This is a genomic window from Butyrivibrio sp. LB2008 (assembly GCF_000621565.1).
Classification (GTDB): Bacteria; Bacillota; Clostridia; order Lachnospirales; family Lachnospiraceae; genus Butyrivibrio.
In genome coordinates this window covers 73,456-97,030 of the sequence record NZ_KK211308.1, presented here as the reverse complement: position 1 = coordinate 97,030, position 23,575 = coordinate 73,456, and the positions used below count along the sequence as shown (strand labels likewise).

Here is a 23,575-nt window from a genome sequence, read left to right as displayed (position 1 = left end):
ACTTTAGCATAGAAAATCGGAGGTAGTAATGGAAGCTTTTTTGATATTAGAAGACGGAACAGTCTTTGAAGGCAAGCACATAGGTGCAGATAAAGATGTGATAAGCGAGATTGTTTTTAACACATCTATGGCAGGATATACAGAGGTATTCACAGATCCTTCATATGCAGGACAGGCGGTATGTATGACATATCCGCTTATCGGAAACTACGGAGTATGTCTCGATGATATGGAATCAGAGAGACCCTGGGTTGATGCGATCATCGTAAGAGAGCTTTCTCACATACCTTCAAACTTCCGCTGCGACATGTCCATTCAGGATTTTATGGATAAATATGAGATTCCCGGAATCGAAGGAATCGATACAAGAAAACTTGTGAGAATCCTCAGAGAAAAGGGAACAATGAACGGTATCATCACAACTAACAAGAATTTAAAGTACGATGATATCAAGGAAAAACTCCATGCTTATACAACAGGAGATGTTGTAAGCAAGGTTTCCTGCAAGGAAAAGAAGTTCTTAAAGGGCGTTTCAAGCCTTGAAGAGAACGGACCTCTTTCAGGAAGTGCGGTATTTAACGCAGAGAATTACAAGGCAGATCTTGCAGGAGATCATTCAAAAAGAGAAAAGAGACCTGCAATCGTTAAAGAACTTAACGGCAAAGGCCTTAAGGTAGCGCTTCTCGACGTAGGTGCCAAGAAGAATATCGCTGATTCACTTGCAGCAAGAGGATGTGATGTTACAATCTATCCTTCAAATACAACGGCCGAGGAGATCCTTAAGGACGCTCCCGACGGAATCATGCTCTCAAACGGCCCCGGAGACCCGAAGGAGTGTGTAGATGTAATTAAAGAGGTGAAAAAACTCTACGATTCAGAGACACCTATTTTTGCAATCTGCCTTGGACACCAGCTCATGGCTCTTGCAACAGGTGCGGATACATTCAAGATGAAGTACGGCCACAGAGGTGGTAACCACCCGGTAAAAGACCTTTCAAACGGCAGAGTTTACATCTCATCACAGAACCATGGCTATGTAGTAGATATGGACAAACTTGATAAGAACGTGGCTGAGCCAGCTTTTATCAACGTTAACGACGGAACAAACGAGGGACTTGCTTATGTCGGCAAGAACATCTTCACAGTGCAGTTCCATCCCGAAGCATGCCCCGGACCGCAGGATTCAAGCTATTTGTTTGACAGATTTATAGATATGATGAAAAAAGGAAAAGTAGGAGGTAAGAACTGATGCCAAAGAATAAGGATGTAAAAAAGGTACTGGTAATCGGTTCAGGACCTATCGTAATCGGACAGGCTGCTGAGTTCGACTATGCCGGAACTCAGGCATGCCGTTCACTTAAAGAGGAAGGAGTAGAGGTTATCCTCGTAAACTCTAACCCCGCTACAATCATGACAGATAAGGACATCGCCGATGAGGTTTATATCGAGCCTCTTACAGTCAAAGTCCTTGAGCAGATCATCGAAAAAGAAAAGCCCGACTCAATCCTTCCCACACTTGGAGGACAGGCAGGACTTAACCTTGGTATGGAGCTTGATGAGTCAGGTTTCCTTAAGTCACATAATGTAAAGCTCCTTGGAACAACAGCTGAGACAATCAGAAAGGCTGAGGACAGACAGGAATTCAAGGACACCATGGAGAGAATCGGTGAGCCTTGTGCAGCTTCACTCGTTGTTCATAACGTACAGGATGGTGTTGAGTTTGCCAACAAGATCGGATATCCCGTAGTTCTTCGTCCCGCGTTCACACTCGGTGGATCGGGCGGCGGTATCGCCCACAACCAGCTTGAGTGCGAGGAGATACTTGAGAACGGACTCAGACTTTCACGTGCAAACGAAGTTCTCGTAGAGAGATGTATTGCAGGATGGAAAGAGATTGAGTACGAGGTAATGCGTGACTCAGCAGGAAACTGCATCACAGTATGTAACATGGAGAATATCGATCCCGTCGGTGTACATACAGGTGACTCCATCGTTGTTGCTCCTTCTCAGACACTTTCTGACAAGGAATATCAGATGCTCAGAAGCGCAGCTCTCAATATTATCGATGAGCTCCAGATTACAGGTGGATGTAACGTTCAGTTCGCTCTTCACCCCACAAGCTTCGAGTATTGCGTAATCGAGGTTAATCCCCGAGTTAGCCGTTCATCTGCACTTGCTTCCAAGGCAACAGGTTATCCTATCGCAAAGGTTGCAGCTAAGATCGCGCTCGGTTATACACTTGATGAGATCAAGAATGCAATTACAGGTAAGACATATGCAAGTTTCGAGCCTACACTTGACTATTGCGTAGTTAAGTTCCCGAGACTTCCTTTCGATAAATTCATCACTGCAAAGAGAACTCTTACAACACAGATGAAAGCTACAGGTGAGGTAATGAGTATCTGCACCAACTTTGAAGGTGCCATGATGAAGGCTATCCGCTCACTTGAGCAGCACGTTGACTGTCTTACAAGCTATGACTTCTCAGAACTTGATGATGAAGAGCTCAGAGAGCGCCTTAAGATCGTAGACGATCAGAGAATCTGGGTTATCGCTGAGGCACTCAGAAGAGGAATCTCACACGAAGAGATTCATGACATCACACTCATCGACATCTGGTTCATTGATAAGCTTCATTCACTTGTTAAGATGGAACTTAAGCTCCTCAGAATCGGTGAGAAGAATACAATGGGTAAGGATGCAGATCTTGCGGAAGCAAAGAAGATCATCAGCTTTGAGACACTTCTCGAGGCTAAGCGTCTTGAGTATCCCGATGCTGTTATCAGCAGATTTACACGCTTCTCTGAGGATGTGTTAAAAGAGCTCAGATATGACTACAACATCAAGGCTACATTTAAGATCGTTGATACATGTGCAGCTGAGTTTGCAGCTGAGACACCTTACTACTACTCAGTTTACAACGGACCCGATTCAGAGGATGAGGCAGCACTTAAGAGCGGCACTGACAAGAAAAAGATCCTTGTACTCGGTTCAGGCCCTATCAGAATCGGACAGGGTATCGAGTTCGACTATTGCTCTGTTCACGCAACATGGGCATTTAAGAGAGCCGGATTTGAGACAATTATCATAAATAACAACCCTGAGACTGTAAGTACCGACTTCGATATCGCCGATAAGCTTTATTTCGAGCCTCTTACACCCGAGGATGTTGAGAATATCGTAAGACTTGAGAAGCCCGACGGAGCGGTTGTTCAGTTCGGTGGACAGACAGCTATCAAGCTCACTCAGGATCTCATGAAGATGGGCGTAAAGATCTACGGAACAGATGCTAAGGATGTAGATGCGGCAGAAGACAGAGAGATCTTCGATCAGATTCTTGAAGAGACTCAGATCAAGCGCGCACAGGGTGCTACTGTTTATACTGCAGAGGAAGCAAAAGAAGTTGCCAACCGCCTCGGATATCCTGTACTCGTAAGACCTTCTTATGTACTTGGCGGACAGGGCATGCAGATAGCTCTTTGCGATGAAGAGATAGAAGAGTTCATGAACATCATCAACAGATATGCTCAGGATCATCCTATCCTTGTAGATAAGTACCTTCAGGGTGTTGAGACTGAAGTTGATGCGGTTTGCGACGGTGAGGATATTGTTATCCCCGGTATCATGGAACATATCGAGAGATCGGGTATCCACTCAGGAGATTCAATCTCTGTATATCCCGCACAGTCTCTTTCCGATAAGGTTAAGCAGACAATTGCTGAATATACAAGAAGACTTGCAAAGGCTCTTCATGTAATAGGACTTATAAATGTACAGTTCATCGCTGTAGGAGATGATGTTTATATCATCGAGGCTAATCCAAGATCATCACGTACAGTTCCTTATATCAGTAAGGTAACAGGTATTCCGATCGTTGATCTTGCCGCAGAAGTAATGCTCGGTAAGAAGCTCAAAGACCTCGGATATACACCGGGACTTCAGCCTGAAGCTGGCTATGTTGCCATAAAGATGCCTGTATTCTCATTTGAGAAGATCAGAGGAGCTGAGATCAGTCTCGGACCTGAGATGAAGTCTACAGGTGAGTGTCTTGGTATCAGTAAGAACTTTAATGAAGCTCTTTATAAGGCATTCCTTGGCGCAGGAGTTAACCTTCCTAAGTATAAACAGATGGTTATCACCGTTAAGGATTCCGATAAGGGCGAGATCATTGATATCGCAAGACGTTATGAGAAACTTGGCTATATCATTTATGCTACAAGATCAACAGCCGATACACTTACAGAAAACGGCGTAAAGGCAAGAAGAATCAACCGTATCAATCAGGAATCGCCTACGGTTATCGATCTTATCCTCGGACACAAGATCGACCTTGTTATCGACACACCTACACAGGGTAGAGATAAGACACGTGACGGATTCCTTATCAGAAGAACTGCGATCGAGACAGGTGTAAATGTTATCACAGCGCTTGATACTGCAAGAGCACTTGTTACAAGTCTTGAGAACGAGAGCACGGAAGAAGGACTTGAGCTTGTTGATATCGCTAAGCTTTGATAGATGGTTTCTACAATTAAATATTAAGTAAATGCCGGCTAATTCGGTGTTTATTAGGTAAAACTAATCCCGGTCTTAAGTTATTAAGGCCGGGGTTTTTAGTTTAAAAGGGTGCGTAGCTTATTGAATTATTTTTAATTCATTTTTAACATAATTCACCTCAGAGCCATAAAATATGCTATAATTATGAAATGAGTTATGGGGAAAAAATATGTCTAAATTAATCTACGAAAATCCACTTGGATCAAAAGAAAATATTAAAGATTTTGTATGCGAGCACATAGCCGAGATTTCTTTCTCGGGGGATGCTATGCGTCTTTCGGGCAAAAGAGCAAATGACATGCCGGTTGTTTTGTGGTGTCCTGTTACTTTTCCCGCCGATATTAAGATAGAATGGGAATTCAGACCGATAAAAGAACCCGGAGAGGCTACGTTTATCTTTGCAATCAAGGATGAAAACGCATTTTATGTGTCTTATTTTAGAAGGAAAGACGATAAGGAAAGAGCTTTCCATATGTGCAAGCTTATAAAAGATAAGGGAGAGTTTCTGGTGGCGGAAGGACCGGACCCGATACCTTCGGCATCTGAGGAACTTCCGTGGTACAGAATGTGCGTTGTCAAGCAGGGGAACAGGGTGACTTTTTCAGAGAATGAGACTGTTATACTTGAGTTCAGGGATGACGGTATCAGCAGCGGAGATATTCTGACAGGCGGAAGCATCGGATTTAAGCAGAGCAGCAATCTTACAGCTGAATATAGGAATTTAAGTGTTACATGGATATAATATAAGCGAGGAGATAAAATCATGAAAATACTTGTTATTAACGGACCAAATCTCAATTTTCTTGGGATAAGGGAGAAGGCAGTCTACGGAAATCAGGATTACGACTATCTCTGCAATATGATAAAAGAGAAGGCTGAAGCTGAAAATGATGAAGTAATTCTTTTTCAGTCAAATCATGAAGGAGCAATAATTGACAGACTTCAGGAAGCGTATTTTGACGGAACTGAAGGAATCGTGATAAATCCGGGAGCGTATACCCATTACAGCTATGCTATTCATGATGCTTTAAAGAGCCTTGAGAATATTACCAAGGTAGAAGTTCATATTTCGGATATAACATCCAGAGAAGAGTTCAGAAAGGTGTCTGTTACTGCACCTGCTTGTGATAAGCAGATTTATGGGCATGGGCTTGACGGATATCTGGAAGCAATAGATTTTTGTAAAAAATAATTTATAAAATATGACCGCGAATGATTGACTTATAATTATAATGTGTTAAATTGTTAAAGAGATATTAAGATATGTGAAGAAATATTTCTTTAAAAGGAGTAAGCTATGAAAACTATTATAAGAGTGAGTGCGATGTTTTTCGCGGTATTATTTTTGAGCGTTATATATACAGTTCCGGCTCATGCAAGTGATACGGATGATTTTGACGCAGATTATTATGCGGCTGCATATCCTGATGTACGTGCGGTTTACGGTAATAATGCGGTAGAATTGTATCACCACTATCTCAACTACGGCATGAAAGAGGGACGCTTTAAGAATGCGGAGGAAGAGGCTTCGGGGGTTGCTTCTTGCTCAATCGATACATATGTGGATGTCGACATTGCCAATCAGACAATGACATATTATCGTGACGGCGAAGTAGTTCTTACATCATCTTGTGTAACAGGTAATCCCAATACGGGAAATTCCACACCAAGAGGAAGCTTTGTTGTAAGAACCAAAATTCCCGGTAAGTATCTCGTAGGGCCTACATGGAATGTATGGGTTGACAGATGGATGAGATTCACAGGAAATGTTGGACTTCATGATGCAAGCTGGAGAGGAAAGTTTGGCGGAAATATCTATAAGTCCGACGGATCTCACGGATGTGTAAATCTTCCTTCTGACATCGCATATTCATTATATGATATGATAGATGTAGGTACGGCTGTTATCGTTCATTAAAAACTGAGGGAAAACATATGGCATTTGACATATCTGCGATCACCGGAGCGGTGAATAAGTATTTAAACTCAATATCGGATACGAACAAGTATCTTGCGCAAAAAGAGGCTGAGACAGCTGCAGATTCAAGCATCAGCGGATTATTTGAGAAATACTTAAGCAAGGCTATGTTGGACGAAGCCGGTAAGAGTGCATCCGGCCTTGAAAAAGAAAATGCCTTTAATGAAATATCGGACATGATGGGAATAAACGGAACCAATTCTTTTGCATATACCAAGGCAGATGTTGCGCCGGCCCCTAATAAGGAAGCTGTGAGCAAATCTGTAGATGTGAGACGCATCGACACATCTGTTCCGTTTCCCAAGTTCGATATAGGCAATATGATAGCCGACAGTATCGCTGCACACAGCAGAATTGATGCCAATACTTTTTCGGAATCAGCGCATCAGACACATAGAGAATTCTCTGCAAAGGGCATTGATCCTTTTTATACCAATATGATCAGAAGCTCGATTTTTGATATAAGTGATGACGGGGAAGATTCAAATTTGATAGATTCCAAGCTTCCGTCTGAAAAAAATAGTTGAAAAATCAAATACTATAGTTTAATATAAACTAGTTGTTTGATGTAAAGTTTTAGGAGGATTATTATATGATTTCTGCAAGTGATTTCAGAAATGGTATGACCATCGAAATCGATGGCAATGTATGTCAGATTATTGAATTTCAGCACGTTAAGCCCGGTAAAGGCGCTGCTTTCGTAAGAACTAAGCTCAAGGATATCATCAACGGTGGTGTTAAGGAGACAACTTTCCGTCCCACTGAGAAATTCCCTGCAGCTCGTATCGATAAGAAGGATATGCAGTATCTCTATCAGGATGGCGATATTTATAACTTTATGGATTCAGAGACTTATGAGCAGATCGGACTCACAGCCGATCAGATCGGTGATTCTCTTAAGTTCGTTAAAGAGAACGAGATCTGCAAGGTTAACTCTTATAACGGAAACGTATTCGCAGTTGAGCCTCCTATGTTCGTAGAGCTTGCTATTTCAGAGACTGAGCCCGGATTCAAGGGTGACACAGCAACAGGTGCTACAAAGCCTGCAACAGTTGAGACTGGTGCTACAGTAGCAGTTCCTCTCTTCGTTAACGAGGGAGACGTAATTAAGATTGATACAAGAACAGGCGAGTATCTTTCAAGAGTATAATCTGATACACAATACCTAACTGACACGTATAACGGTCATATTAAATTTATAAAGAAACTAATGTAAGACAATAGGTTTTCGCGTTTTTCGCGAATCTCTGTTGTCTTATTTTTTTGTTTGATAGGAAATTCCTATCAAACAAAAAAACGCTCCGCTATGGATGCGACCGATGCGCAGAAGTATTATGCAAGCTAAAGCTTGCGCGCATCGGCGCGCAACGAGTTGCAAAGCAACTCGTTGTTCTCTAATAACCTGATGAATTGAAAGGAAAAGAAATATGAAGCATATAGATGTAAGTTTTTTTAGTGATTTTGATAAAGTTGAGAAGAAGTTGTCTTTTAAATTGATGGGAATAAATGATAATGAAGAGTATCTTGCAAACATTCCCTTTAGGAGGATTGAGGACCTTGCCATGGTTCCTGTATGTATTGTCAGGAACGATTCAATAGGCGAAGGGCTTATAACCATAAATGACTCTCATCTGGATATGTGGGGGATAACTTATGAAGAACTTTGGAAAAATCTAATGAAGAGTGCCGGAAAGGTGACTCCGGTAAAAACATTTGGTATGGGAGATTTTTTAGGTGAAGATATAATTAACGACCCTGAGACATTAAATAATCTTATTGTGGTCACGAATAAGGGACAAAATTATGGTGCGGGTGCCATTTTGTATCCGGGAGTTTTGGAGGATATTTCAGAGAAATACGGGGTAAATCTGTATATTCTTCCTGCGTCGATTCATGAAGTAATCGTGGTGCCTGAAAAAGGAGTTCCGGATGAAGCTGAAATGCTTAAAGCAATTGTGCATGAAGTTAACGCAGGAGTTCTAAGCAGAGAGGAGTTTTTAAGCGATAATATTTATTTTTATGAAAAGAATACAGGTATTTTCAAGGTTTTCGGGTAAGCATTTGCTGTAAGGCGCATAAATACTGAATTTAGAAGGTACTTTATTTTATTCTCTTAAAATGTTAAAATATCTATTGTAATTAGATTAATTGTTTTGCAACAAAATAATCTTGAATATCATACACATCGACCGGTATAAAAACCTGTAAGTTCGCTTCGGTTGGACATTGTAGTGCCCTTATGTTATTATTGTTTGGTATGCACCCGTAGTCTAATGGATAGAACGGAGGCCTCCGACGCCTTTAATGCAGGTTCGATTCCTGTCGGGTGTATTTTCGAGAGGTAATATAGTAATTCCTCAATTAAGAAATGAGCAGGGGTAGATCATGAAACGAAAAAAACACACGTACACACTGGACAAGGAAGGACGTAAGAACACAGGCTGGAAAAGGGATAAACATGGAATTCTGGTTATTTTTGCCGATAATAAGCGTTTTCTTATGCCTGTAATGTTTTTTATTGCAGTTCTTATAACTTTTGTTATTGCGTTCAAAGCTAACCGTTTAGCGGCTGAGTCAGCAATGGCCGGAAACGATAATTCTGTGGAAGTAAACGATGCACAGGATGCTCAGATGGCGGAGTGTACAGATCCGGCTGTAAATGACCTTATTAATAAGTATTACACAGCAACAGCTGAAGGTGATGAAGATGTAATAAGAAGTATTTACAGAGGACTTGTTGATTCCGAAGTGATCAAAGCTCAGCAGACATCCGGATATATTGAGGGATATGAATCTATAAAGGTATACACGAAGCAGGGACCTATCGCAGGAAGTTACATTGCTTATGTATACAATATGGTTAAGCTTTATAATTACGAAAAAGCAATTCCGGGACTTGAAACGCTTTATATTTGTACCGATGAAGCAACAGGAGAGTTGTATATCAATGGTGAAACAGAAGAAGCGCAGATCCTTGAATATATTAAGAAGTGTAGTATGCAGGCTGATGTAATCGATCTTAACAATAAGATTGCTTCTCAGTTCAATGAAATGATCAATTCAGATGAAAAGCTGGCAGCAGAGCTTACAAGTATGAGAAAAGAGCTTCAGGAAGCTGTCGGAAGAGAATTGGCAGCACGTGCCAGTGAAGATGCTTCCACTGCAACAAGCAGTGATGCGGCAACGGAAGAAACTTCTGAAACTGAGACAGAGACAAAGACTGTATATACGATCAGAGCTACGGGCGATTCAATAAGAATCAGACAGACCGATTCTACAGAAGGAGAAATCCTTGAAGAGGTCAATGCCGGAGCTGAATTTAAAGAAATTGAGGCACAGCCTAACGGTTGGAGTAAGATTGAATATAACGGCGGAGAGGCTTATGTAAAGACTGATCTGTTTGAACGTGTCGGCTCGGAAGAAGTAGCAGTTCCTAAGGACGAAACGGTTGAAGAGGAAACGGATGTTGCAGATGCAGCGGCAAATGCAGCAGCTAAGCTTGTTGAAGCAAATAATGCCAATAAGAATAATGAGAAAACAGACAATAAAGATGCCGGAACTGATAAGAATAATTCAAGCAAGACAGGCAAAATGACAGTCAATGATACAGTCAGACTTCGTAAAGGACAGGGCACAGACTCTGCTATCCTGACAAACATATTTGCAGGCTCAACCGTAAATGTGCTGGAACAGTATTCCAACGGATGGGCAAAAGTTGAATATGATGGACAGACAGGATATATTAAGAGTGAATTCATCGACCAGTAATTTTGGAGGTTTCTGACTATGTTTGGACGAGTTAAGGTAGCTATTATGGGGACGGGCAGGATAGCCGGGACAATGGCAGAAACGCTTAAACATATGAGAGGCGTTACTTGTTATGCGGTTGGCTCCAGGACAAAGGAGAGCGCAGACAAATTTGCTTCGAAATTTGGCATCAAGAAGGCTTATGGTTCTTACGAAGAATTGGTTAAAGATCCCAAGATAGACCTTATCTACGTTGCGACACCTCATTCTGAGCATTTTAATAATGTTAAATTAGCTCTTTTGGCGAATAAAAATGTATTGTGCGAAAAGGCTTTTATGCTTAATTCAAAGCAGGCTGAAGCGATTTTTAAGTACGCTGAAGAAAAGAATTTGCTTGTTTCCGAAGCAATGTGGACAAGATTCCATCCTATGCGTAAGAAACTTAAGGAGATACTTGAAAGCGAGGTTATAGGTGAGCCAACAATGCTTACCGCAAGTCTTGGATATAATGTTGCGGAAAAAGAGCGAATAGCCAAGCCTGAGTTGGGAGGCGGCGCGCTTCTTGATCTTGGTGTGTATACGCTTAATTTCGCATCAATGGTATTTGGAAATGATGTTGATGATATTATTTCTGTATGTACCTATAATGACAATGGTATGGACATGCATGACAGTATAACTTTGACATACAAGGATGGCAAGATGGCTGTTCTTAATGCGTCTGCGCTTGCTGTGAGTGACAGAAGCGGTGTTATATATGGAAGCAAGGGCTATATTATTGTAGATAATATCAACAATATTGAGGGAATCTCGGTTTACGATTCCGATCATAATGAGATTTCTTACTACAAAAGACCAAGGCAGAAGACCGGATATGAGTATGAGGTAGAAGCTTGTGTTAAGGCAATGGCACAGAAATTAACTGAATGTCCGGATATGCCTCATTCTGAGTCAATCAAGATGCTCAATTTTATGGACTTCATCAGGAAAAGTAATGATATATCTTTCCCCGGGGAATGGAAAGGTATTGAGATACATGATGAAGAACCTTTGGATATTGATGATTCCGATGAGGAAGATTATGAATAAACTTTAAGCAAACGGGATAATAAAGTCAGTTGAGCAGAAGAAAAATGAAAAATAAGTATTTTTTGGGGACACTTGTATTTATACTTGCGTGGACAAATCTTCCTGTATATAGCATTGCTGATGAGTATAATGATACGATTGCATCAATGCGTCAGCAGGAAGAGCAGACACAGCAGGCTATTTCTGATCTTCAGAAGCAGTCCAAAGAAACTCAGGACGCTATAAACAACCTTCAGAGTCAGAAACAAAAAACACAGTCTAATGTGGAAAATCTTAAAAATCAAAAAGAGGGTTTTCAGAGCCAGATCAATGAATATTCCAACAAATTAAATGGTCTAAATAAGGAAATATCTAGTAACGTTGCGAAGATGGATGAAGTTTCGGAACGTATTATTACTTTGGATAATGAACTTATGGAGGCCAAAGAACAGGAAAAAGAGCGATATAAGAATCTTAAGCTCCGCATGAAATCATCCTATGAAAACGGCGGTGAGCGAGGGATGATGAGAACTCTTTTAGAAGCCGGAAGTTTTCATGATTTTTTGACAAAAGTTGAATATCTGAATGCCATTGTTGCCTATGATAACAGGAAGATTACCGAGTTACAGACCTTACAGAAAAACATAAAAGAAAAGACTGAAGAGGTTAAGGTTAAAGAGGCTGAGCTTAATGAAATACAGAGCGTACTCGATGAGCAGCATGATGAGCTCACGCAGCTTACCAATACTGTAAACGGGCAGCTTAAGACAACCAATAAGAATCTGACGAGCGAACAAAACAATCTTGCGGATTATGATAAAAAGCTTGAAGAATTAGACAAGAAAATGAAGGAACTTAATGCTCAGTCCGCGAAGGCACAGGCAGAACTTGCTAAACAGATTGCAAACAGACTTGCTCTTACCAAGGAAGATACATCAGGATCTTATTCTGCTTCCGATTCCGAGCTTGTTATGCTTGCTGCTACCATACAGGCGGAAGCTGATGGAGAGACTTATACGGGAAAATTGGGCGTTGGCTCGGTTATTATGAACAGAGTTAAGAGCTCAGCTTTTCCCAATAGTGTAGAAGGTGTTATTACGCAACAGATGCAGTTTGCTTCATGGCGTTCGGGTAAGGTGTCACTGATAATGCAAAGAGGTCCGAATGCTATATGTGTAAAAGCAGCGCAGGAAGTTCTGAGTGGAAAACGTATTGGAGATTATCTGTTCTTTATGACAAGATACTGGGCAGATCATTATGGAATTGCAGAGTATCAGATGATCGGTAATCATGCATTCTTTTACAGATGGGTTGTTAAAGAAAAACCGCCTGAGGAACCTGAGCAGCAGGAACAACCTGCGGAAGCTCCGGCAGAAGAACATCATGATGAGAATAATTCCGGAGAAGAGGAACATCATGAAGAAGAGCATAATGACGAAGAATCGGATGATAGCAGTGATGATGACGATGATAGTGATGATGAGTAAATATCGCGGCTTGAAAAAAACGGAAAGATTTTTTTGATTTAATGTAATAAAGACTATTGCACTTTAAAAGTCTAAAGCGTATAATACCATTCAGACAATGATGTTTGCGCAATGGGGCGTGGAGACCACTGGTTTCCTACGCCCTTTTTCTATAGGATTTTTAGATGAATTGCTTATAACTCTTTGTTGTATAGTGCTCTTTATAGAGTCGGTTAACGTTAATACGAGTTTTTTTACTCAGTAATTAAATGTTTTATGTGCCTTGGCACAGGAAGGAGAACTAAAAATGTCATATGTAGACGAGATTTACGATTATGTCGTAGCAAAGAACCCTGCTCAGCCTGAGTTCCACCAGGCAGTAAAGGAAGTGCTTGAGTCACTTCGTGTTGTTATTGAAGCTAACGAGGATGAGTATCGTAAGGATGCACTTCTTGAGAGACTTGTAACTCCCGAGAGACAGATCCTCTTCAGAGTACCTTGGGTAGATGATAAGGGACAGGTTCAGGTTAACAACGGTTTCCGTGTACAGTTTAACTCAGCTATCGGACCTTACAAGGGAGGACTTCGTTTCCATCCTTCAGTAAACCTTGGTATCATCAAGTTCCTTGGTTTCGAGCAGATTTTCAAGAACTCTCTTACAAGCCTTCCTATCGGTGGTGGTAAGGGTGGTTCAGACTTCGACCCTAAGGGCAAGTCAGACCGCGAAGTTATGGCTTTCTGCCAGAGCTTCATGACAGAGCTTTACAGACACATCGGTGCTGATACAGACGTTCCTGCCGGAGATATCGGTGTTGGCGGACGTGAGATCGGATATATGTACGGTCAGTACAAGAGAATCAGAGACGTATACGAAGGCGTACTTACAGGTAAGGGTCTTACATATGGCGGATCTCTTGCTCGTACACAGGCTACAGGATATGGACTTCTTTACCTTACAGAGGAGCTTCTTAAGTGCAACGGCTCTGATATCAAGGGCAAGACAGTTGCAGTTTCAGGTGCAGGTAACGTTGCTATCTACGCTATCGAGAAGGCACAGCAGCTTGGTGCTAAGCCTGTAACATGTTCAGATTCAACAGGTTGGATCTATGATCCCGAAGGAATCGATGTTGAGCTTCTTAAGGAAGTTAAGGAAGTTAAGAGAGCACGTCTTACAGAGTATGCTGCAGCAAGAAAGTCTGCTGAGTACCACGAAGGTAAGGGTGTATGGTCAGTTAAGTGTGATGTAGCTCTTCCTTGCGCTACACAGAACGAGCTTCTTCTTGAGGATGCTAAGCAGCTTGTAGCTAACGGTGTTCAGGCTGTATGTGAGGGTGCTAACATGCCTACATCTATCGAGGCTACTGAGTATCTTCAGGCTAACAAAGTTCTCTTTGTTTGCGGTAAGGCATCAAATGCAGGTGGTGTTGCTACATCAGCTCTTGAGATGTCACAGAACAGCGAGAGACTTTCATGGACATTCGAAGAGGTTGATTCTAAGCTTAAGCAGATCATGGTTAACATCTTCCACAGCATTGATGATGCTGCTAAGAAGTACGGCCTTGAAGGCAACTACGTTGCAGGTGCTAACATCGCAGGCTTCCTTAAGGTTGCAGAGGCAATGAAGGCTCAGGGTATTGTTTAATAAATAAAGACTTTAATAAGAGCTTTAATAGATAAGTAATTTACCGGAATCCGGCAAATGCTGATTTTTCAGTGTTTGCCGGTTTTATGTGCTTGCAAACCAGTCCGCCGATGATCCCGACAATGATTCCGCTTACTGTTCCGGTAATCCAGAGAATTGCGAGATACCAGAGGATGCTCGAAGTGCCTGTGACGAACATGGCAACTATTATCTGACCGATGTTGTGGGTTACTCCGCCTATAGCACTTACGCCGACAGGGCTGAATTTGCCGGTCTTTTTTAATATAATCATCACTGTTGTGCTGAGGATGCCGCCTACTGCTGAGAACAGGAAGGCCATCAGAGTTCCGAAAAGCATGGAAACTATGGCGATTCTTACGAAGTTGATAAAGAGGGAGCTCTTGTTACCAAGGGAATAGAGAGCGACAACGACAACGATATTTGTCAGTCCGGGCTTTATTCCGGGGATGGCGAAAAAGGCGGGAAGCTGCATCTCTACATAGCCGAGTATTATTGCGAGCGCGGTAAGTACGCCGTATATTGCTATTTTACTTGTTTTTGTCTTTATATTCATAAATTCTATTACTCCGATATGGTGTCAAAGTTATTTTTTTCTTCGGTATTACCTTTTATTTCAATGACTACTTTGTTGGGAAGACATATGATAGATTGCCCTGTCTTGCTTATATAGCCCATGTTGACACAGAGTTTGTCGGGGCAGGATGCGTCTGTAAGATGAGCCTTTCCGTCTTTTATCTCGAGAATATTCTCTCCTCCGTGGTAGCCGCTTATATTGTAGACGTTATCTTCACTTAGGGGAAAAGAAGCTAATTCCTTTCCGTCAACACTGACAACTGCTTTTGCACCTTTTTTGGAAAAAAGAGAGATGCCGGTCAGGATAACGGCTGAAACCAAAGCTAAACAGATTATGAGAATAAGATCATTTTTGTTGAACAGTTTTTTATTCACTAAAAACCTCTCAAAAGAAATAATTTCATACTAAAGTATATCAGAAAATATGCGAAAATTGTGAAGCCTGCCTTTTTTCAGAAAATCAGAAGTTGTAATTTTGAAAAAAACAGGTTGCAATTTTGATTATTATATGTATAATAAATTCCTGTCGGTTTTCTACTGACATAAGCTTGGATGTTCATCCGGGCAAATTCCACTTTTATTTATAATAATTTATTACTGTTTGGTGCGGTAAGATCAGGCTTCTTTTCCGTGTCCGAATAGTACGGAAAGGAACGAAATGAAATTAAAAGAAAGATGGGAAAAGCAGAATAATTCTGTCAAACTGCTTTTGAGAAAACTTAGAAGACATGACACTTTTGTTGTAGCGGTTGCTGTAATGATCGCGCTTGTATTGTGTGGAGGACTCATTTATATGAGTACCCCTGTTGTGGCGGCAAGTGCCAGGGACCAGGTTGTACAATCGGAAAATGAAAATAATGAGAAGACCACTGAAAAGCTTGATGAACTTCATAACTGCCTTACGGATCTTGATGAGATGATCGTTAAGAATCAGAAGGGTATAGATTCATATTATGAAAAGACAAAGAACGAGAGGCTTTCCGATGCCAAAAACGCGAATGATGTAAATGAGAAAGTTTCCGGACTTGGGACAAATCTTAAGAATATACATTCTTCTGTAAATAGTACAGAGAGCAGAATCGAGAGCTTAAAAGAACTCATAGAAAGCGGAAACGGGGAGACACGCGACAAGGCGGCGAAAGAGTTTGATGCGATAAACAAAGAGCTTTCGAATATTCAAGTTGAGTATGAGAATTTGAAGAAGCATAATAAGGAACTCATGGATGATCTTGATAAAGAGATCAGAAGAGAGGTTAAAGACGGAGATGACAAGATAACAAATGATACATCGGCAAGGTATTCAGAACTTTTTGATAAGCTTGCCAAATTCGATGAAGAGCTTGAAAAAAGAAATATTGAGTCGGTTTCCGATCTGAAAAATGAGTTTGAATCACTCAGCAAATCGCTTGGAGACAGAATTGATGAGAAGATTGATGATTATAATTCCGAGAATAAAGCGATGGGTGACCGTATCAATGAGAAGATAGAAAATTTCAACTCGGAAAGTAAGACAAGAGGCGATGAGATAAATAAGAAGATAGAGAATTATAACTCCGAGAGTCAGGTCAGAGGAGATAAGTTAAATGAAAAGATCGAGAATATCAATACCGAGATAGTTGCTGATATGGCCGGATTAAAGGGATATATCGATGAAAAAACTACAGGAATAAATACTAAACTTGATCAGGTTTTTCAGCGTGTGAGTAATGGAAAAAAGCTTTTGGCATCCGCATTGCTCACTAAGGGTGTAAAGATAAGCGAGGATGCCACATTTACAGAAATTGCAAGGGCTATAGAAAAAATACCTTCAAAGGTAGTTGTTGATTCGGGTGATACCGCAGCCAGCATTGAATATGATTATCACTATCATAAAGACGGACACGGACAGGTATGCGGTGATGCTTATGTTTCTCCTTCAAGAAAAGGCGGATGTTATGGAACTCCTGTATATCACAGGCACAGTGACAGCTGCTATGCCACACAGAATAAGTATGTTATAAAGACGAAAAAAAGTACGAGGAATATATGTCATGTAAAGGACTATTCGGATGGAACGCCTGTATTTGCTTATGAATGTTCGCATTGCGGAGCAAGATATAATAATACCGATCCATATCATGATGAAACGGTTGATTCTATCGAGGAAGTAAGAGAAAGAAACGGAAAACTTTTGGATATCATTACCAAGAGAGTAATGGTTTGCGGCAAAAATGAGAATTACATAGAATATTATGCTCCTTCCTGCGGATATGTGCATGGTCAGGTTGTTTCTGCTTATATCAAATTTAAAGGAAGAAATGCTCAGTACAATTCAAGCATTCCTGCGATAAACACATCGAAGGGGCTTGCTATGCAGAGCATATCAACGAGGGCAATGATGATGCCGTTTGAGAGTATTGATTTTGACGAGGAGAGAATTGAGAGAAGCCTTGATGCCATAAAAGGCTATGAGGAGCCGGCGTCGGATGATACGGAGGAGAGTTTTCCGGATACATCGGAAAGTGTTAATGAAAAAGAAGATGAAAATGAGACGGGCACAGATGGGCATAATACTCCTAAAGAAGGCTCTGAGAGCAACGCTGAGATTGTAACAAAGGTTGAAGAGAATACCGAAGAATCTGAAAAAGATAAGACAGATGAAACTGCTGAAATTACCACGGATATTATTGATAAAAATTGTTCGGAAGATGAATCCGCAGATGAAGGTGAGGAAGAGGTAATCGCCGGTGAAGATATTGAAGAAAAAGAAGAAAATAACGAATAGAGGCAGTTTGCACCAGGCATCAGCAACGCTGTGCGATTCCTTGACATTTTGATACTCTGTTAATAGAATATACTTTGTTGTAGTAGATGTAGCACAGACTAACATGTGCGGAATGGAGTACAAATGACAAAGATTGATATAATATCAGGTTTTCTGGGTGCCGGAAAGACCACCCTTATAAAGAAACTTCTTAAGGAAGCGCTTAACGGAACCAAGGTAGTTCTTATTGAGAACGAGTTTGGTGAAATTGGTATCGATGGCGGCTTTTTGAAGGAATCAGGAATAGAGATCACAGAGATGAATTCAGGTTGTATCTGCTGCTCACTTGTAGGAGATTTTGAGACATCTCTTAAAGAAGTTATGGACACATATGCTCCCGAGAGAATTCTTATCGAGCCTTCGGGAGTTGGTAAGCTTTCAGATGTAATGAGAGCAATTCAGAACATTGCAGATACAGACGATAATATGGAACTTAACAGTGCGGTTACCGTTGTTGATGTATCCAAGGCTAAGGTTTACATAAAGAACTTTGGCGAGTTCTTTATCAATCAGATTGAAAATGCCGGAACAGTTATTCTTTCAAGAACGGATAAGGCAGATCAGAAGAAGATTGAGGAGGCTGTTAAGCTTATTCGCAGCCATAATGAGAAAGCAACCATTATAACAACTCCTCTAGATCAGATCACAGGAAAAGAAATCCTTGATACATTTGAAGGAAACAGTGATCTTGAGGCGGAACTTCTTAAACTTGTAATGGAAGAAGCACATGAGCATCATCACCACCATCATCATGGAAGCCACAAAGAGGTAAATGAGGATGGTACCGTAGTATACAGATCTCATCACGATGATGAAGATGAAGAGGAGCATGAGCATTGCTGTCACCATCATCATGACGAAGATGAAGAGGAGCATGAGCATTGCTGCCACCATCATCATGACGAAGATGAAGAAGAGCATGGACATTGCTGCCACCATCATCACGATGAAGATGAAGATGAAGACGAGCACGAGCATTGCTGCCATCATCATCATGATGAAGATGAAGAGGAGCATGGACATTGCTGCCACTATCATCATGATGAGGACGAAGAGGAGCATGAGCATTGTTGCCATCATCATCACGATGAAGATGAAGAAGAACACGATCACTGCTGCTGTCACGGTCATGGACATGACCATGCGGCTCATGATGTATTCACAAGCTGGGGAATGGAAACTCCCGTTAAGTACACAGCTGAAGAAATTACAGAGATGCTTGAGAAGCTTGATGAAGACTCCGATTACGGAATTGTACTTCGTTCTAAGGGCGTTGTTCCTGCAACGGATGGTACATGGATTGAATTTGATTATGTTCCCGGTGAAGCTGACGTAAGAGCAGGTGCTGCTGATGTTACAGGAAAGATCTGCGTTATAGGATCCGGACTTGATGAGGATAAGCTTGAACAGCTTTTTCGTAAGCTTTGATAAGGAGAAATAAATTGAAACCGGTATATATTATCAATGGATTTCTGGACAGCGGAAAAACTGATTTCTTCCGCTATACAATAGCTCAGCCTTATTTCAGGACAAGCGGTAAGACACTTCTTATTGTCTGTGAAGAGGGCGAGAATGATTATGAGGAGAAACTTCTTAAATCAACCAATACTGTTATTGAGAAGATAGAAGATGAAGAAGACTTTACTCCGGACAATCTTATAAAACTTGATGCCAAGCACAATCCGGAACGTATTCTTATAGAATATAACGGAATGTGGAACTTTAAGAATATGAAGCTTCCTATTATGTGGAAGCGTGAGCAGCAGATTACTGTTATAGATGCTTCAAATTTTGAATTATATTTCAATAATATGAAGTCTCTTTTGGCAGAGCAGCTGCGCGGATCAGATCTTATCCTGTTTAACAGATGCGACGGAATAGAAGATCTCGCTTCATTTAAGAGAAATGTCAAAGCAATAAATCAGATGGCTGATATTATCTTTGAAGATATGAACGGCGAGGTGGATGTTACACTTGATGAGGATCTTCCGTTTGATCTTAATGCCGATCCCATTGAGCTTAATAATTTCGGGTATGGCATGTTCTACCTTGATGCGCTTGAGCATGTTGACAGGTATGAAGGTAAAAATATAAAGTTCAAAGCTATGGTGCTTATTCCGCCGGATTTTCCGAAGAACAGATTTGTTCCCGGAAGGATGGCGATGACTTGCTGTGCCGAGGATATGCAGTTCCTTGGATTTGCCTGCGAATATGACAAGGTGGATTCTCTTACAGAGAAGGAATGGATACTTGTGACTGCAAAGGTTACCAGAAAATTTGTGCCTGAGTACAATGGAGAAGGACCGGTTCTTGAAGCTATTTCAATAGAAAAGACCGACGCTCCGGAATATCCTGTGATTGATTTCTCCAATCCTCAGCAATAAATCATTTTTTGTTATTATCAGGAGTTTATAATGTTCGAATATCTTCCTATACAGTGGTTATTTCTGTTTTATTTTTACAGCTTTTTTGGATGGTGTTTCGAATCTGCATATGTTTCAATTTTAGAGAAAAAACCGGTTAACAGGGGCTTTATGAGAGGCCCCTTTTTGCCATTATACGGATGCGGCGGAGTAATGATGCTGGTGGTGTCAAAGCCTTTTTACGGCAATATACTTTTGGTATATCTGGCCGGGTGTATAGGCGCGACGCTTCTTGAGTATATTACCGGAGTTACCATGGAAGCGTTGTTTAAGGTGAGATATTGGGATTATTCCCATAAGCCGCTGAATTTTAAAGGGCATATCTGTCTTGAATCCACACTTTTTTGGGGAGTCTTGACGGTCCTGTTTTCTCATTTTTTGCAGATTCCCATAGAGTATATTGTTTGCTCTATTCCTTACCATGCGCTTTCTATTATTACTCTTGTGATCACTTTCTGCATAGGCGGTGATTTTATGATCGCATTTAAAACGGCTCTCGATCTTAGAGATGTTCTCATCTATATGGAGAAAGCCAAGGACGAGATGAGAAAGATGCAGAAGAGACTGGATGCGCTTGTTACGTCTAAGAGTGAGAATGTTAAAGGCGGAATAGAAACAAGAGTGGATGCGCTCAGTGCAACACTTGAGAGTTCATTCAAAAAGATAAGAGAGAAGATAAATGTAAATCCTTCAGGATATGTAAGTGATGTGAAGGATGAAATATCTGAACTTTATGCAAAGTATCGCATTCTTATGTCTAAACTTACACCGGAGCCTATAAAGGGATTTTTTGAGTGGTACAGAGAAAGAACTATCATGGGAAATCCCAGCATGGTATCTGAGAAGTTCAAGATCAGTCTGGAAGAAATAAAAGAGAAAGTTTCAAGCATACGTAAGAAATAATAAAGATTGAAAAAGATGAACAAAGATGAACAAAGAGTTATTTATTTGATTTCCTATCAAATAAATAAAAAACCTCATGTCGGTGAGAAGACATGAGGTTTTATTATATACACATTTAAAATTTATTAAGCCATTTTGTTTACGGCCTGAGCAAGACGAGAAACTTTTCTTGAAGCTGTGTTCTTCTTGAAAACGCCCTTTGACTCAGCCTTATCGATTGCAGATGTAGCAGCGAGAAGAGCCTTAGCAGCCTCATCCTTGTTACCTGCCTCGATAGCAGTTCTAACTTTCTTGATCTCAGTCTTAACTGCTGACTTGATCATCTGATTTCTTTCTGCTTTTTTCTTATTAACTAAAACTCTTTTCTTGGCGGATTTAATATTTGCCATAGTTACCTCCGAAAAATAATATGATTATTATTTGTAAGTTCGTGTGCGCATTAAGCCGGACACGGACAGTTAATGCTACATACGGTAAATATATTAGATGAATTTCAAGAAACTGTCAATAGATTTTTGGCTTTTATCATGGTATCATATGGTGATGTATGGAAATTAGATGATGAATAGAGGTAGTTTTGTGGACCAGAGTAAAATAAGAAATTTTTGTATAGTTGCACATATCGATCATGGTAAATCTACTCTTGCAGACAGGATGATTGAGAAGACGGGTGTTCTCACAAGCAGAGAGATGCAGAATCAGGTTCTCGACAATATGGATATTGAGAGAGAAAGAGGAATTACCATAAAGTCACAGGCTGTCAGAATGATCTATAAGGCCAAGGACGGAGAGGAGTATACTTTCAATATGATAGATACTCCCGGTCATGTTGACTTTGGATACGAGGTTTCGCGAAGCCTTGCCGCATGTGACGGAGCTATTCTTGTAGTAGACGCCACACAGGGTGTTGAGGCGCAGACTCTTGCAAATGTGTATATGGCACTTGATCATGATCTCGATGTTTTTCCGGTTATCAATAAGATAGATCTTCCCAGCGCACAGCCGCAGGAAGTAAAGGACGAGATAGAGGATGTTATAGGCATAGAAGCTCAGGACGCACCTCTTATTTCCGCGAAGAACGGAATAGGAATTGAGGAAGTTCTTGAGGCGGTAGTAAATAAGATCCCAGCTCCTACGGGAGACGCAGACAAACCTCTTACAGCTTTGATATTTGACAGCATCTATGATTCTTACAGAGGAGTTATTGTATTTGTAAGAGTAAGAGACGGTGTTCTCAAGAAGGGGATGAAAGTTCGCTTTATGGCTACAGGTGCAGAATCTGATGTCGTTGAGGTGGGCTATTTCGGACCCGGAAGATTTATTCCGAACGACGAACTTACAGCGGGCGATGTCGGATATTTCACGGCATCCATTAAGAATATTCAGGATACAAGAGTCGGCGATACAGTAACTGATTCTACAAAACCTTGCGCAGAGGCACTTCCCGGATACAAGAAGGTTATGCCTATGGTTTATTGCGGACTTTACCCCGCAGATTCAGCGCACTACTCAGACCTTAGAGACGCTCTGGAAAAATTGCAGCTCAACGATGCATCGCTTTTCTATGAGCCCGAGACATCACAAGCTCTCGGATTTGGATTCAGAGCGGGATTTTTGGGACTTTTGCACCTTGAAGTTATTCAGGAGAGACTTGAGAGAGAGTATGACCTTAACCTTGTGACAACAGCTCCCGGCGTTGTTTATAAGGTACATAAGAATGACGGAACAGTCTTTGATCTTACCAATCCTTCCAACCTTCCCGATCCTACAGAGATCGAATATATGGAAGAACCTATGGTTAACGGCGAGATCATGGTGACTACCGATTATGTCGGTGCTATCATGCAGCTTTGTCAGGAGAGACGAGGCAAATACATAAGTACCGATTATATCGAGCAGACAAGAGCAATACTCAAATATGAGCTTCCACTCAATGAGATAATCTATGATTTCTTTGATGCACTTAAGTCAAGATCAAGAGGTTATGCTTCGTTTGACTATGAGCTCAAGGGATATGAGAGATCCGATCTTGTTAAGCTTGATATTCTCATCAACAGAGAAGAGGTCGATGCTCTCTCATTTATCGTACACAAAGACGGTGCTTACGAGCGCGGACGCAAGATGTGTGAGAAGCTCAAGGAAGAGATTCCGAGACACCTTTTCGAAGTGCCTATTCAGGCAGCCGTTGGCGGTAAGATTATCGCAAGAGAGACGGTAAAAGCTTACAGAAAAGATGTCCTTGCAAAGTGCTACGGTGGTGATATATCCCGTAAGAAGAAACTTCTTGAGAAACAGAAAGAGGGTAAAAAGAAAATGCGTCAGATCGGTAACGTTGAAGTTCCGCAGGCAGCATTCCTCAGTGTGCTTAAACTTGACAGCACAGACTGATAAGGC

The 23,575-nt window shown here is 41.1% G+C and carries 20 protein-coding genes and 1 tRNA gene; 18 read left to right on the top strand and 3 right to left on the bottom strand.

All coding sequences use genetic code 11. The features are described from left to right. The first annotated feature begins 28 nt into the window (after positions 1-28). The 13 genes from T356_RS0116845 (at position 29) to gdhA (ending at position 14,458) form a co-directional block, all read left to right on the top strand. Positions 29-1,249: a carbamoyl phosphate synthase small subunit gene (locus tag T356_RS0116845; RefSeq protein ID WP_026515514.1), complete on the top strand. Its 1,221-nt coding sequence runs from the start codon at positions 29-31 to the stop codon at positions 1,247-1,249. Continuing rightward, the gene (gene carB, locus T356_RS0116840) at positions 1,249-4,515 is read left to right on the top strand and encodes a carbamoyl-phosphate synthase large subunit (protein WP_026515513.1); all 3,267 of its coding nucleotides are present in this window, start codon (positions 1,249-1,251) and stop codon (positions 4,513-4,515) included. Before T356_RS0116845 ends, carB begins: the two co-directional genes overlap by 1 nt. 211 nt (positions 4,516-4,726) lie before the next feature. Beyond that, complete coding sequence (locus tag T356_RS0116835; protein ID WP_026515512.1) at positions 4,727-5,299, top strand: DUF1961 family protein; 573 nt, start codon at positions 4,727-4,729, stop codon at positions 5,297-5,299. Between the two features lie 21 nt (positions 5,300-5,320). Continuing rightward, positions 5,321-5,749 carry a type II 3-dehydroquinate dehydratase gene (locus T356_RS0116830; RefSeq protein WP_026515511.1) on the top strand — a complete coding sequence of 143 codons (429 nt, stop codon included), beginning with the start codon at positions 5,321-5,323 and terminating at the stop codon, positions 5,747-5,749. Between the two features lie 105 nt (positions 5,750-5,854). Further along, positions 5,855-6,475 (top strand): L,D-transpeptidase, encoded by a 621-nt coding sequence (locus tag T356_RS0116825; protein ID WP_026515510.1) that lies wholly within the window; start codon positions 5,855-5,857, stop codon positions 6,473-6,475. A 17-nt stretch (positions 6,476-6,492) separates the two neighbouring features. Then, on the top strand, positions 6,493-7,062 hold the full coding sequence (locus T356_RS0116820; protein WP_026515509.1) for a hypothetical protein: 570 nt from the start codon (positions 6,493-6,495) through the stop codon (positions 7,060-7,062). Positions 7,063-7,127: 65 nt separating this feature from the next. Further along, positions 7,128-7,685, top strand: a complete 558-nt coding sequence (gene efp, locus T356_RS0116815; protein WP_026515508.1) for an elongation factor P — start codon at positions 7,128-7,130, stop codon at positions 7,683-7,685. Positions 7,686-7,962: 277 nt separating this feature from the next. Continuing rightward, a complete protein-coding gene (locus T356_RS0116810; protein WP_026515507.1) occupies positions 7,963-8,592 on the top strand; it encodes a DUF5688 family protein in 630 nt (209 codons plus the stop codon). Between the two features lie 202 nt (positions 8,593-8,794). Then, positions 8,795-8,866 (top strand) — tRNA-Arg (locus T356_RS0116805). 54 nt (positions 8,867-8,920) lie between these two features. Beyond that, positions 8,921-10,303, top strand: coding sequence for an SH3 domain-containing protein (locus tag T356_RS0116800; protein WP_026515506.1), 1,383 nt, complete (start codon positions 8,921-8,923; stop codon positions 10,301-10,303). 18 nt (positions 10,304-10,321) lie between these two features. Beyond that, complete coding sequence (locus T356_RS19900) at positions 10,322-11,371, top strand: Gfo/Idh/MocA family protein (protein ID WP_081777901.1); 1,050 nt, start codon at positions 10,322-10,324, stop codon at positions 11,369-11,371. A 44-nt stretch (positions 11,372-11,415) separates the two neighbouring features. Further along, positions 11,416-12,837 (top strand): cell wall hydrolase, encoded by a 1,422-nt coding sequence (locus T356_RS20655; protein ID WP_026515505.1) that lies wholly within the window; start codon positions 11,416-11,418, stop codon positions 12,835-12,837. Positions 12,838-13,123: 286 nt separating this feature from the next. Beyond that, entirely contained in the window at positions 13,124-14,458 is a 1,335-nt protein-coding gene (gene gdhA / locus T356_RS0116785; RefSeq protein ID WP_026515504.1) for an NADP-specific glutamate dehydrogenase, read from the top strand. A gap of 40 nt (positions 14,459-14,498) precedes the next feature. On the opposite strand, the gene T356_RS19890 is transcribed toward gdhA, so the two are convergent. Continuing rightward, positions 14,499-15,032: a Gx transporter family protein gene (locus tag T356_RS19890; protein WP_051563521.1), complete on the bottom strand. Its 534-nt coding sequence runs from the start codon at positions 15,030-15,032 to the stop codon at positions 14,499-14,501. 8 nt (positions 15,033-15,040) lie between these two features. After that, complete coding sequence (locus T356_RS0116775) at positions 15,041-15,427, bottom strand: NusG domain II-containing protein (RefSeq protein ID WP_026515503.1); 387 nt, start codon at positions 15,425-15,427, stop codon at positions 15,041-15,043. Positions 15,428-15,710: 283 nt separating this feature from the next. Here T356_RS0116775 and T356_RS0116770 point away from each other — a divergent pair, with 283 nt between their 5' ends. From T356_RS0116770 to T356_RS0116755, 4 genes are all read left to right on the top strand, one after another. After that, entirely contained in the window at positions 15,711-17,816 is a 2,106-nt protein-coding gene (locus tag T356_RS0116770) for a hypothetical protein (RefSeq protein ID WP_026515502.1), read from the top strand. A 123-nt stretch (positions 17,817-17,939) separates the two neighbouring features. After that, positions 17,940-19,283 carry a CobW family GTP-binding protein gene (locus T356_RS0116765; RefSeq protein ID WP_026515501.1) on the top strand — a complete coding sequence of 448 codons (1,344 nt, stop codon included), beginning with the start codon at positions 17,940-17,942 and terminating at the stop codon, positions 19,281-19,283. Between the two features lie 14 nt (positions 19,284-19,297). After that, positions 19,298-20,239: a TIGR03943 family putative permease subunit gene (locus T356_RS0116760; RefSeq protein ID WP_026515500.1), complete on the top strand. Its 942-nt coding sequence runs from the start codon at positions 19,298-19,300 to the stop codon at positions 20,237-20,239. 30 nt (positions 20,240-20,269) lie between these two features. Then, positions 20,270-21,181 (top strand): putative ABC transporter permease, encoded by a 912-nt coding sequence (locus T356_RS0116755; protein WP_026515499.1) that lies wholly within the window; start codon positions 20,270-20,272, stop codon positions 21,179-21,181. A gap of 125 nt (positions 21,182-21,306) precedes the next feature. Here the strand turns inward: T356_RS0116755 and rpsT are convergent, their stop codons facing one another. Further along, positions 21,307-21,570 (bottom strand): 30S ribosomal protein S20, encoded by a 264-nt coding sequence (rpsT, locus tag T356_RS0116750; RefSeq protein WP_026515498.1) that lies wholly within the window; start codon positions 21,568-21,570, stop codon positions 21,307-21,309. Between the two features lie 172 nt (positions 21,571-21,742). Here rpsT and lepA point away from each other — a divergent pair, with 172 nt between their 5' ends. Next, complete coding sequence (gene lepA, locus T356_RS0116745; RefSeq protein WP_035781545.1) at positions 21,743-23,569, top strand: translation elongation factor 4; 1,827 nt, start codon at positions 21,743-21,745, stop codon at positions 23,567-23,569. Positions 23,570-23,575 lie beyond the last annotated feature (6 nt).